Annotated in this window: 12 protein-coding genes; 9 read left to right on the top strand and 3 right to left on the bottom strand. The window is 42.9% G+C overall.

Annotation, left to right across the window (positions count from 1 at the left end; translation table 11 throughout):
- The first annotated feature begins 172 nt into the window (after nucleotides 1-172).
- Nucleotides 173-532: a single-stranded DNA-binding protein gene (locus tag V7L20_RS14700; RefSeq protein ID WP_334744790.1), complete on the top strand. Its 360-nt coding sequence runs from the start codon at nucleotides 173-175 to the stop codon at nucleotides 530-532.
- Nucleotides 533-653: 121 nt separating this feature from the next.
- Here the strand turns inward: V7L20_RS14700 and V7L20_RS14695 are convergent, their stop codons facing one another.
- A complete protein-coding gene (locus tag V7L20_RS14695; RefSeq protein ID WP_334744789.1) occupies nucleotides 654-1394 on the bottom strand; it encodes an SIMPL domain-containing protein in 741 nt (246 codons plus the stop codon).
- Between the two features lie 457 nt (nucleotides 1395-1851).
- On the opposite strand from V7L20_RS14695, the gene V7L20_RS14690 reads away from it, so the two are divergent.
- The 4 genes from V7L20_RS14690 (at nucleotide 1852) to murI (ending at nucleotide 9930) form a co-directional block, all read left to right on the top strand.
- Nucleotides 1852-3330, top strand: coding sequence for a cation:proton antiporter (locus V7L20_RS14690; RefSeq protein ID WP_334744788.1), 1479 nt, complete (start codon nucleotides 1852-1854; stop codon nucleotides 3328-3330).
- An 898-nt stretch (nucleotides 3331-4228) separates the two neighbouring features.
- On the top strand, nucleotides 4229-6106 hold the full coding sequence (locus V7L20_RS14685) for an N-acetylmuramoyl-L-alanine amidase (RefSeq protein WP_334744787.1): 1878 nt from the start codon (nucleotides 4229-4231) through the stop codon (nucleotides 6104-6106).
- 595 nt (nucleotides 6107-6701) lie between these two features.
- Nucleotides 6702-8600 (top strand): N-acetylmuramoyl-L-alanine amidase, encoded by a 1899-nt coding sequence (locus V7L20_RS14680; protein ID WP_334744786.1) that lies wholly within the window; start codon nucleotides 6702-6704, stop codon nucleotides 8598-8600.
- A 466-nt stretch (nucleotides 8601-9066) separates the two neighbouring features.
- Nucleotides 9067-9930 carry a glutamate racemase gene (gene murI / locus V7L20_RS14675; RefSeq protein WP_334744785.1) on the top strand — a complete coding sequence of 288 codons (864 nt, stop codon included), beginning with the start codon at nucleotides 9067-9069 and terminating at the stop codon, nucleotides 9928-9930.
- 87 nt (nucleotides 9931-10017) lie between these two features.
- Here the strand turns inward: murI and V7L20_RS14670 are convergent, their stop codons facing one another.
- Complete coding sequence (locus V7L20_RS14670; RefSeq protein ID WP_334744801.1) at nucleotides 10018-10170, bottom strand: hypothetical protein; 153 nt, start codon at nucleotides 10168-10170, stop codon at nucleotides 10018-10020.
- Between the two features lie 1110 nt (nucleotides 10171-11280).
- On the opposite strand from V7L20_RS14670, the gene sds reads away from it, so the two are divergent.
- Entirely contained in the window at nucleotides 11281-12252 is a 972-nt protein-coding gene (gene sds, locus V7L20_RS14665) for a solanesyl diphosphate synthase (protein ID WP_334744784.1), read from the top strand.
- A gap of 303 nt (nucleotides 12253-12555) precedes the next feature.
- Here sds and V7L20_RS14660 read toward each other — a convergent pair whose 3' ends face one another.
- On the bottom strand, nucleotides 12556-13029 hold the full coding sequence (locus V7L20_RS14660) for a hypothetical protein (RefSeq protein WP_334744783.1): 474 nt from the start codon (nucleotides 13027-13029) through the stop codon (nucleotides 12556-12558).
- Between the two features lie 204 nt (nucleotides 13030-13233).
- Between V7L20_RS14660 and hetZ the strand changes: the two genes are divergently transcribed.
- The 3 genes from hetZ (at nucleotide 13234) to V7L20_RS14645 (ending at nucleotide 16103) form a co-directional block, all read left to right on the top strand.
- A complete protein-coding gene (hetZ, locus tag V7L20_RS14655) occupies nucleotides 13234-14439 on the top strand; it encodes a heterocyst differentiation protein HetZ (RefSeq protein WP_334744782.1) in 1206 nt (401 codons plus the stop codon).
- On the top strand, nucleotides 14432-15406 hold the full coding sequence (locus V7L20_RS14650; RefSeq protein ID WP_334744781.1) for a PatU: 975 nt from the start codon (nucleotides 14432-14434) through the stop codon (nucleotides 15404-15406). The genes hetZ and V7L20_RS14650 overlap by 8 nt, the downstream gene beginning before the upstream one ends.
- A 475-nt stretch (nucleotides 15407-15881) precedes the next feature.
- Nucleotides 15882-16103 carry a hypothetical protein gene (locus V7L20_RS14645; RefSeq protein ID WP_334744780.1) on the top strand — a complete coding sequence of 74 codons (222 nt, stop codon included), beginning with the start codon at nucleotides 15882-15884 and terminating at the stop codon, nucleotides 16101-16103.
- The last annotated feature ends 161 nt before the right edge of the window (nucleotides 16104-16264 follow it).

Below are 16264 nucleotides of genomic sequence, written 5' to 3'. Positions count from 1 at the left end.
TATGGTTAGCTTAAAATATCCGTGTACTTTTATGTGTTTCTCCTAGTAGTATGTATAATTTTTTAAGTCAACTATATTGTTAACTGTTTAACGGATTATTTTCAAGTGTTTCACAATTCGCTATGATGAAAGTCTAAATTGCTAAGTACGCATGTACTAAAAGGTAACGCAGATGAGTATCAATGTTGTCACCCTCATTGGTCGTGTAGGCGGCGACCCAGAGATTAAGTATTTCGAGTCTGGTAGTGTTAAGTGTAGATTGACACTAGCTGTTAATCGCCGTACTAAAGAAGGCGAACATACTGACTGGTTTAATTTGGAACTATGGGGAAAAACGGCTGAGGTGGCAGGTAATTATGTACGTAAAGGCAGGCAAATTGCAGTTAAAGGTTCCTTAAAGTTTGACACATGGAGCGATCGCCAAACAGGAGCAAACCGATCCTCACCAGTTATCCACGTAGATCAACTGGATTTATTAGGCTCTAAGCGCGATTCAGAAGGGGGCGGAGATTTTTCGCCAGAGAATTTCTAATTGAGCATTGAGCATTGCACATTGGTTATTAGTCCTTTGCCCTCACAAATGACAAAGCGCAAAGTCTGAGCGGAGGTTTCCTCCGCTCAGAACTTTGTAAGAGAGGACTAATGACTAATGACTAATAACTAATTTGCAGTGTCACTGATGCTTCTACTTGCTGCTCACCACCAACGACAGGAGTGGAAGCATCAGCTACTTTGGCAGCTTCAGCTCTTAAAAACATGGGTGGTGGAGGCGCACTGGCATTATTAACTTGAATGCTCACCACTTCTTTAGATTGGAAACCCAAAGCACTGAAAACAGCATTAGCTTGCTGCTGGGCATCTTGGGTGGCTTTTTTTAATGCTTGTTTTTGAGCAGCCGCGATCGCTTCATCATTAGCAACAAAACTAATCCCATTAATTTCTGTTGCACCCGCTTTCACTGCATCATCCAATAATGTACCAGCTTTCTCGGTAGGAATGCGAAAACTTACGGTGTTATTGGCAGCATAGCCTGTAATCCTCTGCACATTATTCGTGTAGCTGTAAACTGGATTAAGTCGGATACCAGTAGTTTGTAATTTTTCAACATTTTGGCTTTTGAGGAACGCAACTACAGCCGATGACCTCCGGGCGGCTTCTTGCTGTACCTCTTGGGCTGTTTTCCCCTGAATCTCTACTCCTAAACTGACTTGGGCCAGGGTTGTAGGTATTGTTTCTACTCCGCGACCACTAACACTAAGGGTTCGCCATAATTTCTCTTTTTCTTGTGCCAATGTTGGCAGTGTAAAAGTTAAGCATAAAAACATTGTTAAAGGCAGTATTTTCCACAAGTTTCCATTGGGAAACTGAAAACCGACTAAAGCGGCTCTAGTCATAAGATTTGCACTCCTCAAAGTATCCACAGATGTTTTTAATAAAGGTATATAGCAATATTCTGGTGGCTGTTAAGAGAGTTAACAGTCACCACAAGTTTTTCACAACTCAAGTGCGATCGCTAGATACGATTTGTATGTTCTTACTTTGACACTGCCATAATCAAAAGTTGAAATGGTTACATTTTTGGAAACTAAAAAAATTACACAGTATTTTCTCAAGCTAGTTTTGAGAGTTTGTAGTACACTTTAGTGCTTAGAAAATAAGGACTGAAGTCCTGACTACAAACTTGCTTACCAATAAATTAAAATCTGTAGTCCCGGTTTGAGAAGTTTTCTGGCGGCGCTTAATTAAGTTGACAAATGACACAAATTAATTTTTGGAAGCTGCAAATAACATTTCCATAGGATGTTTTTCAGAAACGCGTCAAAATCAAAGAGAAGGATTTTCAGAGAACCCATGCATTTGTTAGATCCAATCAACTTCTCTTTTCCTCTGCTGGCTACCGCAACACAAGCCGCAGACAGTTCAATGGTAGTAGCAGCAGTCTTACTAAGCTTAGTAGTCGTTTATCTCGCCAGCAAAGTTGGTGGAGAGTTATCAAACCAAGTGGGTTTACCGCCTGTCTTAGGCGAACTTGTAGGTGGTGTGGTAGTTGGTATTTCTGTTTTCCATCTTTTGGTGTTTCCAGAAGGCGGCACAGACAGTTCTAACTCTTTGATCATGTCCTTCCTTCAAATCACTGCTGGTTTAACGCCTGAAGCGACTCCAGCCGTGTTTGCAGCGCAGTCTGAGGTCATTTCGGTTTTGGCAGAATTGGGTGTGATTATCCTGCTGTTTGAAATCGGCTTGGAATCAAACTTAAAAGATTTAATGGCAGTTGGTATCCAAGCCACCGTCGTTGCAGTAGTGGGAGTAGCAGTACCCTTTGCTGCTGGCACTGTGGGGCTGATGACTTTCTTTGGGATTGCTGCTGTACCTGCAATTTTTGCCGGGGCGGCTTTGACTGCTACTAGTATTGGGATGACTTCCAAAGTGCTGTCAGAGTTGGGGCGACTCAATTCTAAAGAAGGGCAGATTATTTTGGGTGCTGCCGTCATTGACGACGTTTTGGGAATCATCGTTTTAGCGGTAGTTGCCAGCCTAGCTAAAGACGGCGTGGTGGATGTCAGTAAAGTTATTTATTTAATTATCAGCGCCACTGGTTTTATTTTGGGAGCAATTCTACTAGGGAATGTTTTCAATAAGTCCTTTGTAGCGATCGCTGATCAACTCAAAACACGGGGTGGACTGGTGATACCAGCATTCATCTTCGCTTTTGCTATGGCATACCTTGCCGCCGTCATCCACTTAGAAGCAATTTTAGGAGCTTTTGCGGCGGGTTTAGTTCTAGAAGAGACAGATAAGCGCAAAGAACTGCAAAGGCAAGTCTGTCCTATTGCCGATATGTTAGTGCCAATTTTCTTTGTGACTGTTGGGGCAAAAACCGATTTGGGAGTTTTAAACCCAGCAATTCCCGATAATCAAGAAGGTCTAATTATGGCAACTTTCCTGATCACAGTAGCCATTCTCGGTAAAGTAATCACAGGCTTAAGCGTGTTTGGTCAACCGGAAATCAACCGTTTAGCGATCGGTGTGGGGATGATTCCCAGAGGGGAAGTTGGATTAGTGTTTGCTGGTGTCGGCGCAGCCAGTGGCGTTCTCTCGAAACCATTAGGAGCAGCAATTATCATGATGGTTATCTTGACAACCTTTTTAGCTCCTCCTTTGTTACGATTTGTATTTCCAGACCCAAAAACTGTGGATGCAGCCTCAGACCAACTGATTTTGGATGGTTCCTCTGGAACCTCGTTGGTAATTGAACCACCTCAGTCAAGAGTGCCAGCATCAAATGACAGTAGCAATTTGGAAGTAACCCCAGAATCTAGCGATCGCTAATCTTTGGGAATGGGGAACTCGCGGCCCCCCACGTTAGCGAAGCGGGGCGAAGCGGGGCGAAGCCCAGTGGAGATTAGGGGCATGGGGAATGGGAAGAAACTTGTTCAATAACTCTCCCTCATCTTCCTCATCGCCCTCATCCGCAACTTTGCAATGGAAACTTCTCTTCCTAAATTTCCGTCCCGTCTGATTGTAAAATAATCGTCTGTTTATAATTTCTACCAGCATTCGGAATGTTATTTAAGCTGTTGCGCCTACAAGTTGCACTATTTTCATTGTCAAAAAAAGCTGCAAACCTTCTCCCTTGCTCCCTGCAAGAACTGCCCCCCTGCGGTGTCAATGTGCTTGCTTAAATGCTTAACAGCTTATTTCCAGTCTCCCTTGGCTTGTGAGCCTTTATTTGAAAACTTTCCAGGTAATTGGGGAGTAAAACCCATAAATTTTGCTAGATCCTCTCAAAGGAATGGGAATTATCTATTTAGTACATTGATGGCGAAAAACAAAAAACAGTTATCAGTGAACAGTTATCAGTTATTAGTTTTCTAGCTTCCTTGAAAGTCAGAATTTCTACCTCTAAAGGTGAAAAATTTCATATGAGGATTTATACACAATATGAAACCTGGTAACTGATTTAAGCGCGTCTTTAAACCAGCTTAAAAAATCAGAAAAGGCATCAGATGTCAAGTTTAGGTAGTGACAGTGTAATGATTTGCCAATATGTTGAGATGTTGACCAGAAATAAAAAGGTACAGAGTAAGTAAATTTATTTATGGGCTTGGTAAATTTTTGACTTTTGACTTTTGACTTCCCCGTACCCCTGCGGGGAAGCAAGCTACGCGCAGCGTCCTGTAGGGAAGGGGCTGACGGCTCCCATGAACGTGAATTAGGAGAAAGGACTGTGAAATTACACTGGTTACTACCCAGCACTATTGGAACTATATTCATGCTATCGTCGCCGGTAATGGCTGCGAGACTTGAATCTTGGCGCTTTGATGCCAACCAAAACAGGCTGGAAATTAATACTGTAGGAGCAGTTCAACCCCAGGCACAACTAATTTTCAACCCAACTCGGCTGGTAATTGATTTGCCAGGAACTACATTTGGGCGTCCGCAGTTAACCCAACAGGTGGGCAGTGGAATTCGCTCGATCCGGGTTGGGCAGTTTGATGCAGAAACAACCCGTATAGTTATCGAACTGACTCCTGGTTATACTTTAGACCCCAAACGAGTGCAATTTGTTGGTACAACTGGCGATCGCTGGAGAGTGCAATTACCTAGACCAGAAGTTGATAGAGTAGCCTCTTCTCCCAGAAGTGCTTACACTGTTGTTACCCCAGACTCTGAGCCGCAACCTCGTATTTCCAGGGTTGCCACTACTCCAAGAGGGGCGACTCAAATTGAGAACTTACAAGTAACAGGCGATGGGTTGTTTATTCGCACTAATGGTGGTAATCCACCGATTCGGGTAATTCGCAGCCGCGATCGCGCTACCATCTTCATGGATATCTCTAACGCATCTTTATCACCACGTCTGGCGCAACAGAATAATATCCCTGTTAACAGACATGGTGTTAGCCGCGTCGAATTCACCCAACTACAAAGCCAACCTCCTGGCGTTCGCCTGACTTTGCGGGTAGATAAAAATAGCCCCAACTGGCAAGTAACTAATAGTAACAGTGGGGGATTAGTAGTTTTACCTAGTCCCATTGTCAGATTGCCTGGAAATAATAATTCTGACAATCAGTCACAACCACCTTCCTTTCCCACTAGACCATCTGCGGATAACTCGCCAGCAACAATTGAGGCTGTACAACTGGCTGATAATAACAGACAACTGCTAATTAGAGGTGACCAAACTTTATCTGCCACAGGAACCTGGGATAGATCCTTAGGTGTGTTCCGCATCACAATTGCTAATGCCAAGTTAGCTAAGAGAGTTACAGGCCCGACTTTTGCTCCCAATAGCCCCATTCTGCGGGTTCGCCTGCAACCCCAACAATCCAACACAGTTGTTGTTTTAGTTCAACCAGCCCCCGGAGTACAACTTGGGCAACCCCAACAAATCGGCAACCAGCTTTTGGTATCAATACAAGGTTCTCGGCGAATTGTTGCCCTCCCGGGAAGACCCCCCTTTGCTTTACCTGGACTACCACCGCCAAACCGGGGACCATTCCCAGACCCAAACAATCATAATCTCCAACCTCTAATACAACCACAACGCCGAGTTACCAATGGGCGAGTGGTAGTAATTATTGACCCAGGACATGGTGGCAAAGATTCTGGAGCGCTTGGCATTGGGGGGGCACGCGAAAAGGATGTTATCTTGCCTATTGGTAAGAGACTGGCTGAGATTTTGCAGCAACATGGTGTACAAGTAATTATGACTAGGGATTCTGACTATTTTGTTACCCTTCCGGGACGGGTGCAATTAGCAGAACGAGCTAATGCTGATGTGTTTGTTAGCATCCACGCTAATTCAGCAGGTGCAAGTCGTCCCGATGTTAATGGCTTAGAAGTCTATTATTACGATAGCGGTCTGGATCTAGCTCGCATTGTCCGCAGTAGTATTCTTCAAAGTATTAGTACTATCAAAGACAGGGGAGTGCGGCGAGCCAGATTTTATGTACTCAGAAAAAGTTCTATGCCCTCCATTCTTGTGGAAACAGGTTATATGACTGGTCGAGAGGATATGGCTAGGCTGAGAACCTCAGCTTACCAAAATCGAATGGCAGAAGCGATCGCTCGTGGCGTTCTTCAGTATCTCAAGAGAAGATAAGTGATTTAGTCAAAATTATTGAGTAAATACATCTAGTTTTTACCATTTTTATCGAATTTAGTAGTAAACAATTTAAGTATTTTTGCGGCGGGTTCGGACTAGCTTCTTTGTTATTGTCATCTGATGATTTGCAAGCCAAGCAATTTTAGATTTTGGACTTTCCTGCGGAACGCTACGCGTAGCTTGCTTCCACAAAGTGGTACGACTTCGCTCAATCGAACGATTTTGGACTTCGACTTCGCTCAATCGAACGATTTTGGATTAACCCCACCGATAAAGGAATGGGGGTTGAGAATTTTAAATTTTCGATAATGGAATTATTTCACCCCACAAGAGGTGTTAATGTATCAAAGCGTTAGTCCACCATGAACCAAAAATCTAAAAATCTAAAATTAGGAATCTAAAATCTAAAATTGACAGTCAAATAGATATAGGCTCATGGCATGGCAAAATCAAAGGAGCGTGCTATATTTTACGCCATTAGCTGTGTCTTAATAACAGCGCAAAACTCAAGTGTGCGCGGTGACGGTGTGAGGAATTACCAATATGTAGAGATGTTGACGGCTCCCATGAATGTGAATTAGGAGAAAAGACTGTGAAATTACACTGGTTACTATCCAGTACTATTGGAACTATCTTCATGCTGTCGTCGCCGGCAATGGCCGCGAGACTCCAATCTTGGCGTTTTGATACCAACCAAAATCGTCTGGAAATTAATACTTCGGGGGATGTTCAACCCAAAGCACAATTAATTTTTAACCCTACTCGTTTGGTAATTGATTTGCCAGGAACCACATTTGGGCGTCCGCAACTAACCCAACCAGTGGGCGGTGCAATTCGCGCTATCCGTGTTGGGCAGTTTGACGAAGAAACAACGCGCATAGTCGTTGAACTGACTCCTGGTTATACACTTGACCCCAAAGGAGTACAATTTGTTGGCAGAACTGGTGATCGCTGGATGGTACAATTACCCACGCCAGTAGCTGAGAATGTCCCCTCAAATACTGAGGGGCAACAAGAACAAGCTATAGCAACAGAGACTTCACCGAGAACATTTCCACCAGTGTTCTCCCAAAGAAATATTTACAACATGGTGACAGCAAACCCTCTCAATCCCCCTAAAAACGGAATGCTTGCCGCCAGAGTTACTCAAATTGAGAACTTACAAGTCACAGGCGATGGTTTTTTCATTCGCACCAATGGTGGTAATCCTCAGATTCAGCTAAATCGTAGCAACAATCAAAGGGCAGTTAACATCGATATTACTGGCGCTACTTTATCACCAAATCTAGGGCAGCGCGATTTGCCGATTAATCGCTATGGTGTCAGCCGCATTCAGTTCAGCCAACTACAAACAAGCCCATCTGTTGTTCGCATAACTTTACAGGTGGACGAAAATAGTCAAAATTGGCGAGCAACAACTAGCAGTATTGGTGGTTTTGTGGTTCTGCCCAGTCGTGGCGTTGCCCAGTTACCTGGAGATAATAGTCCACGCCCAATACCATCAACTAACACCTCACTTGCTACCATTGAATCTGTACAATTGGCTAATAATGGCACACAACTACTGATTAGAGGCGACCAAGCTTTATCTGCAACAGGAGGCTGGGATAGAACTTCTGGTCTATTCCGCATTACCATCAACAATGCTCGGTTAGCTCCCAGAGTTACAGGCCCGAATTTTAATGCTAACAGCCCTATCCTACGGGTTCGTCTGCAACCACAAGAATCCAATACTGTTGTCGTCTTGGTTCAACCAGCAGCCGGAGTACAAATTGGGGAACTCAATCAGGTTGGCGACCAGCTTTTAGCTTTAGAATTACAACGCTTTGGTAACGTCACACCTCCTACTGATTTACCTCCTTTACCATCGCCAAACCTAAGTCAATTCCCAAACCCCACAGATAATCCCCCTCCTATCTCTCAGCCACAGCCGCACCCCTCCTCAGTTCCCAGAGGGAAATTACTAGTTGTGATTGACCCAGGACATGGTGGAAAAGACTCAGGTGCCCCTGGTCTAGGTGGACTTTTAGAAAAGGACGTAATCCTGCCTATTGGTAAAAGGGTAGCAGCAATTTTAGAGCAAAATGGTGTACAGGCAGTACTCACGCGGGATGCTGACTTTTTTGTAGAACTTCAGGGACGAGTAGAAATTGCCAAGCGAGTTAATGCGACTGCCTTTGTCAGCATTCACGCTAATTCGGTTGATAATCGCCCTGATGTTAATGGGTTAGAAGTATATTATTATGATAGCGGTTATGCTCTGGCTGAAGTAGTTCGCAAAACCATCCTCCAGAACATCAGTACAATCAAAGACCGGGGAACTCGCAAAGCTAGATTTTACGTCCTCAGAAAAAGCTCTATGCCCTCGATTTTAGTAGAAACAGGCTATATGACTGGTCGAGAAGACAATCCCAGATTGGGAACACCAGAGTATCAAAATCAGATGGCAGAAGCGATCGCTCGTGGCATCCTAAAATACTTACAGCGTTAAGTAGATCGGCGTAAATAATTATTCTTGGTATAAGGCAGGGGTCAGGCTTGCCGTGACTTGTACGCTCGCTTGTCCTGAGTTTAGCCCGAGCTTGTCCTGAGCTTGTCCTCTTGGTAGTCGTAAAGCCTGCGGCATAGCTACGCTTAAGGCGCAGCCTCTGGTAGAGTTGGGCGTAGTCGTAAAGCCTGCGGCATAGCTACGCTTAGGGCGCAGCCTCTGGTAGAGTTGGGCGTAGTCGAAGTGGCGTAGCCGAATGGGGGCAGGGAGCAGGAAGAAAAAGAGTTTAAGCTTTATTTACTTTTCTTCACATAGTTTGGTTTTATTGCACCGACCTACTTAACATAGTACAAATTACTATCAAAAGGTGGTATTTAGACTTTTTAGGATCCAGAATTTAGTGGTCAAATTGTAGATTGTCTGCTAAATTCTGTATCTTAAATCCCAAAACCTAAATTAACATTTGCCTGTGTATTCATCTTCGATCTTTGAAGCGAATCTTGACAATTTTTCTGAGCAAGAACCCCAACGTGCCCCAATTGGCATCTTTGACAGTGGTGTGGGCGGACTGACAGTACTACGACAACTATATCGGCAACTCCCCAATGAATCAATTATTTACTTTGGGGATACAGCTAGACTTCCTTACGGAATTCGTTCCCAAGCAGAAATTTTACAATTCACCCGTGAAATTCTTACCTGGCTACAACAGCAGCAGGTAAAAATGGTAATTATGGCTTGTAACACGAGTTCTGCCCTAGCCTTAGAAACCGTGCGTCAGGAATTCAACATCCCCATTTTGGGAGTAATACTACCAGGTGCAAAAGCTGCCGTGCAGCAAGGAAAGCGAATTGGTGTAATTGCCACTCCCGCTACGGCTAAAAGTAATGCTTATAAGCACGCCATCCTCGAAATTGCTCCAGATGTCCAAGTCTGGCAAGTTGGATGTCCAGAGTTTGTGCCACTCGTTGAGCAAAATCGGATTCACGACCCCTACACTGCTGAAGTAGCACGAGCCTATTTAGAGCCTTTACTAAAGCAGGAAATTGACATTTTAGTTCATGGCTGTACCCATTATCCCCACCTTACACCAGTATTGCGATCGCTCCTCCCCTCTCATGTCCAACTGATTGACCCAGCTGTTCATGTCGTAGCAGCTTGTGCCCAAGAGTTAGACTTGCTAGGCTTAAAAAATACCCACCTCCCACTGCCAACTCGCTTCGCCGTTAGCGGTTCTCCTCAACAGTTTTCCCAGTCAGGAGTGCAGTGGCTAGGCTATACCCCAATGGTTGAAGAGGTTTGCTTCACTAATACCGCTATTTCCCAACTCTAATAAAAATAATTAGTCCTTAGTCCTTTAATCAAAACAAATGACCAAAGACTAAGGACGAATAATAAATGATTATTAACTATTGACTAACTATTGACTATTAACTGATATCTCTTGCTTGTGTTTTCCTTCGGTAGATGAAGGGAACCTTGTAGGAACAGTCTTTGTACCCGTTCGCTTTGCCAGTGCTAATAACAGGTAAACTGTGAACAAATATCCAGACGCTAAAATAAAAATCATCATAGGCATACTTCCGTAAATCATTGTTCTACCAGCACCTTTCTAAATGAATATAAAATTCCATAAAATTAGTAAGCTGTCGCGCCTACAAGTTGCACTATTTTCATTGTCAAAAAAAGCTGCAAACCCTTTCCCTTACTTTCTGCTCCCTGCTCCCTGCTCCTTGCCCCCTGCCTCCCTGCGGCCTCAATGTGCTTGCTTAAATGCTTAACAGCTTAGAACCCCAGCCAAGCAAGTGCATTCTTGATGGCTGTAGCTTCATAATGGTAAAACTACCTATAGAGATAAAATTCTCTATAGACTAATAATTTATTGTCTAATGCGATCTCTGGCAGACCATAGATCCCACAGCATCTAGATTGCTAAAAGGCAATCTAAAACTATGATTCTTTGCGGTCTACTTGATCTGCTTTATTTTTGATCACATTGCTGTGAAAGGAGCAATGCTTGCGCTCAACGTGCGCTGAAGACGTGTAGCGGCTTCCCATAGGGATATCGCATAGCTCCAAACCAGGAGTTTCGCGGATCGTAGCAAAAACAAAAGGAATTATTTCCTTACTTTTAAGCTACGACTATTTATTTTAGACCTACATCACCGAGCCAGTAAAATCAACTACTAGGTGAGTTACTTTTCGGGTGTTAATATCTGAAAAATTTAAAATTCCTATATTTTAGCGTAACACAATGACCTGAAATTTTGAGCCGATTCGACTGCTAAATTTCAAATTTTTTCAACAGCCACACGTCAGTCCTGAAGAAATTTAGTCCGACTCGTTCGCCTCCGGAAAAATTATCTTTATTTTGTCAATAGGCAATATTGCTTAATTTATGCAGAAACTCTGGCAAAAAGGTGTACCGGGAAACTAATTGTATAAGTTTAGCTGATATTTGTTTCCATTTATTTATAATTCAGGTTTTAAAGTAACTTAAAACATCAGCTTGCAATAATTAAGCATAATTGCTTATTGACAAATACACTATTAACCTTAAGTATCACCTATAGACTCATGAAAATGGGATTACCTTATGAAAACTTTGCGCTGGCACAGGGTTATCTTAAAATGAGTGTAGGATATGTAAACTTTCGTAACCTAAGTCAGAGTCCGCCCATCCATGACCCCAGCCACCTCCCTGTTTACCCCTGTGGAAGCAGACCTGCGACTACTAGCAGATAACCTAAAACAGCTAGTTGGACATCGCCACCCCATTCTGTTTGCAGCAGCCGAACATTTATTCGGTGCTGGGGGAAAGCGTATCAGGCCAGCAATTGTCCTGCTAATATCGCGGGCAACAATGTTAGAACAAGATATCACGCCGCGTCATCGCCGCCTAGCTGAGATTACAGAAATGATTCACACAGCTAGCTTGGTACATGACGATGTGGTAGATGAATCAGACGTGAGGCGAGGCGTTCCTACCGTTCATAGTTTGTTCGGTAATCGCATTGCCATATTAGCAGGAGATTTTCTTTTTGCCCAATCGTCCTGGTATTTAGCAAATTTGGACAATTTGGAGGTAGTGAAACTGCTCTCAGAAGTCATTATGGATTTGGCTACTGGGGAGATTCAGCAGGGACTTAATCGTTTTGATGCTAGTATCTCTATTGAAACTTACCTTCAAAAGAGTTATTATAAAACAGCTTCGTTAATTGCCAACAGTTCTAAAGCTGCTGGGTTACTCAGTGAAGTTTCGCGAGAAACTGTGGAGCATCTATATAGCTACGGTCGTCATTTTGGTATAGCATTTCAAATTGTTGACGACATTCTAGATTTCACCAGTACAACAGATACTTTGGGTAAACCAGTAGGGTCGGATCTTAAAAGTGGTAATCTGACTGCACCCGTTTTATTTGCTTTAGCCCAAAAACCATCCTTGGAAGTGCTGATTGAGAGAGAGTTTGCCCAAGAGGGGGATTTAGAGCAAGCACTAGCACTAATTCAAGATAGTCAAGGCATAGAACAGGCGCGAGAGTTAGCTGCTCACCATGCGAAGTTAGCAATTGAACATCTTGCAGTTCTCTCACCTTCAGAATCCCACCAGGCGTTGATTAAGATAGCTGAGTATACACTGAGCCGCCTTTATTAAATCAATTACCAGTTAACAGCTACAAAATGGGACTTTAGACCCCAAGCAAAACCTTCCACCTGTTCTTAGGTGGGAAAATTTTGCTTAACTATTAGCTAAAATTTGAAAAATGTTCACTGATAACTGTTTGTTATCTAATTATAGATTAGGTGGAAAATTAAACCGATCACTTGCTTCTTTAAACAACTAGAAGGTTAGTAACTGGCATTAATTTATTTTCATCAAAAACTTTTTCAAACAAATTTGAGATTTAAAATTTTGGATGTGGGATTGTATCTAAAAAATCCCACATCCAAGTTTTTTCTATGCAATATCAGGGGGTATCTGTTTAGGCGATCGCTGTTGTCGTAACTGTTTCTGCATGAGTTTTTCTAGTTCAGTTCGTTGAACTTCAACGGTATGAGTGGTCTTACCCGGCGTCTCCAAAAAAACGATGCTATCTACGGGTTCTAATGCTACCAATTGGAACAAAATATGGGTGACAGGGATAATTTTAGCTAGCATTTGAGGGTCAAGCCCAGCAGGGGAAATTAGAGAGACATCCTGTATGGTAGGAAAAGCGTAAATAACCCGCTTTTCCAATCCTGGATTAGTAAGATTGCTCAATGTAGTTAAAACCCAGCTTGACTCCGAATTTTGGAGAATATAGTACTGGGAGTGACGTAATTTTTGAGCGATCGCTCTAAGGGCAGGAGCAATTGCTGCAATTAGATTTGGTGTCATACCATCGTGGGGTGCATTGTCGATCAGCAATTGAATTTGTGCTTCTAAATCCATAATGACTTGTATACGGCTCCTGGGTAATGGTAATAACATCTATCAAAGTGTGAACAATCCCATCGAAGTTGGGAATAATAAAATCATCCACATTCTTAATGTAGGATTGGTCTGCGTTTAGCTTATACGTAAAATCAAAAAAGCCAACACCCACAGTCGTACAGGTTGTATTTAAATACTTAGGGTCTTTTGAAAACTGAGACTATGAATTCAGCCGTAACCGCAACTATTCCATCTGCAAATATTCTGGGAGAAAATTCTAAAGGCGTGGAGGTGATCTTTCAACTCCTGTCCAGGGAGTTTCAACAATCAACCAAAGCTTCGGAACAGAATTGCCACGATGTAGCAAGACGTATTACCACCGAAGTATATCGGATTTGTCATGAAAGCAAGCGTATCCAGGCTTCTGGGTCTGTAGAAAGCTCGGCGATGACCCTAGCTCGGCATCGGCTACAACAGTGTCTCAGGTACTATCAGTTGGGTTCAAATCGGGGCAGGGTAGAATTACACAGTACTTTGAGTGCAATTATTTATCGATACATTAATCCGCCTCAGAAGCAATTGAGTTATCAAGGGCGACTGACTATAATTGAAGATTTTTTACAAAGTTTTTATCTGGAGGCATTAAACGCTTTCCGGCGAGAAAATCAACTTGCTGCTACTTATCGCCCTCAGACGCTTCTAGAATTGTCCGAGTACATGGCATTTACCGAACGCTACGGCAAGCGACGCATTCCCTTACCAGGCCGTCAGCAGCAGCTAATTATCTTGCGGGCACAAACTTTTTCTCAACAGCAGCCCCCAGAAACCAGCGTAGATATAGAACAAGCTGCAGAAGGCAGCAATAGTGAAGCTGATGGTTGTTGGGAAGAACCAGCAGTGCATCAATTACGCTCCACAATGGCAACGCAAGCCGAACCCGAACCCGAAGAAGATACCTTGCGTTCCGTTGTAGTTACAGAATTAATGAATTATCTCGAAGAACGGCAACAATCTGACTGTGCTGATTACTTTTCCCTCCGCCTCCAAGATTTATCAGCACAAGAAATTGAGTCGATTTTAGGTTTAACCCCTCGTCAGAGAGATTACTTACAGCAGCGCTTCAAGTATCATTTGATTCGGTTTGCTTTATTACACCGTTGGGAATTGGTTCACGAATGGCTGGAAGCTTCTTTGCACACCAATTTGGGCTTAACTCCCCAGCAATGGCAAGTATATACAGCACAGCTGGACAATAAGCAACGGTCTTTACTAGAGTTGAAGCAACAAGGACAAGCCGATGAAAAAATCGCAAAAACTTTAGGGCTGTCAATGGCACAACTTCAAAAACGATGGTTTAAGATTCTTGAGCAAGCTTGGGAAATTCGTAACTCATTAGTGTCCGGATCAGGTGCATCTACTCATGAATAGTGACTCAGAATCCTTACAATCTCAGTATCTCGGTTGGTTATTGATAGATGATGTCAAAAATACCGAGCAATCTGTAGAATGTGAGGAAAATGACGGGGTAAAAAACCTCCACAATAAAGCTACTGCTTCAAAAAGCAGTGAGCCAAAATTGGGAGGAACGCCCCAGACCTTTCAATTGGGAGAAATTCCTACTGTGCAAGATCGTTTCCAAGCTGTCCTTAAGAATCGCTTACAAATCCAAGCCCAAGATCACCCACCTTTATTTCCTTGGGAAACACAATTAATCGAATATCCCGATTGTGTTGATGAGCCATCAATGACGCTCGTTCCTACCTGGGGATGGATGGTACAACAGTCGAAGTTGAACCTGCCGCTTCCCTTGCCAGAAAAAGTTTTCCAGCAATTGCTGGAAAAATGTCAATCAATGGTGACATCTTCAGTACCTCTGGGAGCAAAATTAGTTCAAGTGGTGGAGAACTTTTTTCCCAACGAGTCTCAAGCACTAAACGATATCGCGGGATTGGTGTTAAGAAGCACCTATCGGTCTGTAAGTGCTTTGGATATGCCCAGTATTCAGAGCGATTATTCAGATTTACAACCGCGTCAACAAATGGCTTTGTCGTTGCTGGCAGCTAAACAACTGCTGGAAAATCTGACTCTACCACTTTCAGCAGCTAGTCCAGTAGTAGAAAGAGAATGGCTAACTACTGTTGGTAATTTGAACATTAGAGTAGAGTATCATTCTGTAGGTAAATTTACGAAGTTGCTTGTTCAAGCTGAGTTACCTGTTAAAGGAACTTTGACACTTCGCAAAAGTGGCACTTTAGCAATTGCAACATCTTCGACTCCGGGATACTTAAGTGTAGAGTTAGGCTGTGAGCAACTTAACCCAACTTATACTCTAGAAGTTGAGTTTCCAGAAGTAGACGAACAGCCGCTTTTATTTGTCATTAATCCCACTGTGTAACCTTAATTGCTACCGCTAGTATGTAATGCCGAATATCTTAAGGTAACTATTGCCTAGCTGTTGCCTTAGGGCTTTTTCTGTCTCTAGATACTACTAGCAACAGGGTGCTTACTTATATATAAACGTGATTACAGGTAAGCAGTGGGTATAAACTCACCCTCTACCCCATAATTAATTTTTTGTGGGTACTTGTCAGTATACTGGGTTACTAGCAAAGCCTGAGGAACAAGTTAGTTTCTTGTGTTGTGCTAATTTCGCCTTTATTTGACCAAGCCACCAATTTTTTACAACGAATTTATTCGTTTGTGTTATTTTTTTATACAAAAAATATTGTTTGACAAACTGTAGAGGCGCAGAGAACACAGTTGGTTTGGATAAAGTACATTTTTAAACCTCACCCTCTCTCCTTGGTAAGGAGAGGGAAGTGTTTGCTGTCTTCAAATATGGGGTAAGGTTATAACTATGTTGCACCCAAGTGAGAATCGCTACCCTTAGAGCGAATTTCTACAAGAATAATATTTCGTGGTTTATTGAAAGCGACGGAAAACTCAATTCCCAAGAGTTGGGTGGACGAGGTTGTTCTCCCCGTCGCTTGGACCATAGGCGTAGTGGTGGTACGATTTTCCCCATGCCCCATGCCCAAAAACTCCATGCCACTTGCGGGATGGAGTTTTTCATCAGCTTCACAATTGGTTAGCCAAATCTAAAATCTCTTTATCTGAACAAATCGTGATGTGGTAGGGCAGTCTGTCTGGGTTTGTTGCTGATAATTTCTCAAATCTGGAATACAAAAATTTCGATAAAACTAGGTCATACTGTGCTAGCTAACCTGATGAAAGATACCTTGTGGTTTTGGGA

Source organism: Nostoc sp., assembly GCF_036916735.1.
Lineage (GTDB): Bacteria > Cyanobacteriota > Cyanobacteriia > Cyanobacteriales > Nostocaceae > Nostoc.
The sequence above is the reverse complement of the archived record's forward strand: the minus strand, read 5'-3'. Positions and strand labels throughout refer to the sequence as shown.

Bases quoted from the DNA above. Each gene is read 5' to 3' on its own strand.
- V7L20_RS14700 (WP_334744790.1), top strand. From the start codon at position 173: ATGAGTATCAATGTTGTCACCCTCATTGGTCGTGTAGGCGGCGACCCA.
- V7L20_RS14695 (WP_334744789.1), bottom strand. From the start codon at position 1,394: ATGACTAGAGCCGCTTTAGTCGGTTTTCAGTTTCCCAATGGAAACTTG.
- V7L20_RS14690 (WP_334744788.1), top strand. From the start codon at position 1,852: ATGCATTTGTTAGATCCAATCAACTTCTCTTTTCCTCTGCTGGCTACC.
- V7L20_RS14670 (WP_334744801.1), bottom strand. From the start codon at position 10,170: ATGATGATTTTTATTTTAGCGTCTGGATATTTGTTCACAGTTTACCTG.
- sds (WP_334744784.1), top strand. From the start codon at position 11,281: ATGACCCCAGCCACCTCCCTGTTTACCCCTGTGGAAGCAGACCTGCGA.
- V7L20_RS14660 (WP_334744783.1), bottom strand. From the start codon at position 13,029: ATGGATTTAGAAGCACAAATTCAATTGCTGATCGACAATGCACCCCAC.
- hetZ (WP_334744782.1), top strand. From the start codon at position 13,234: ATGAATTCAGCCGTAACCGCAACTATTCCATCTGCAAATATTCTGGGA.
- V7L20_RS14650 (WP_334744781.1), top strand. From the start codon at position 14,432: ATGAATAGTGACTCAGAATCCTTACAATCTCAGTATCTCGGTTGGTTA.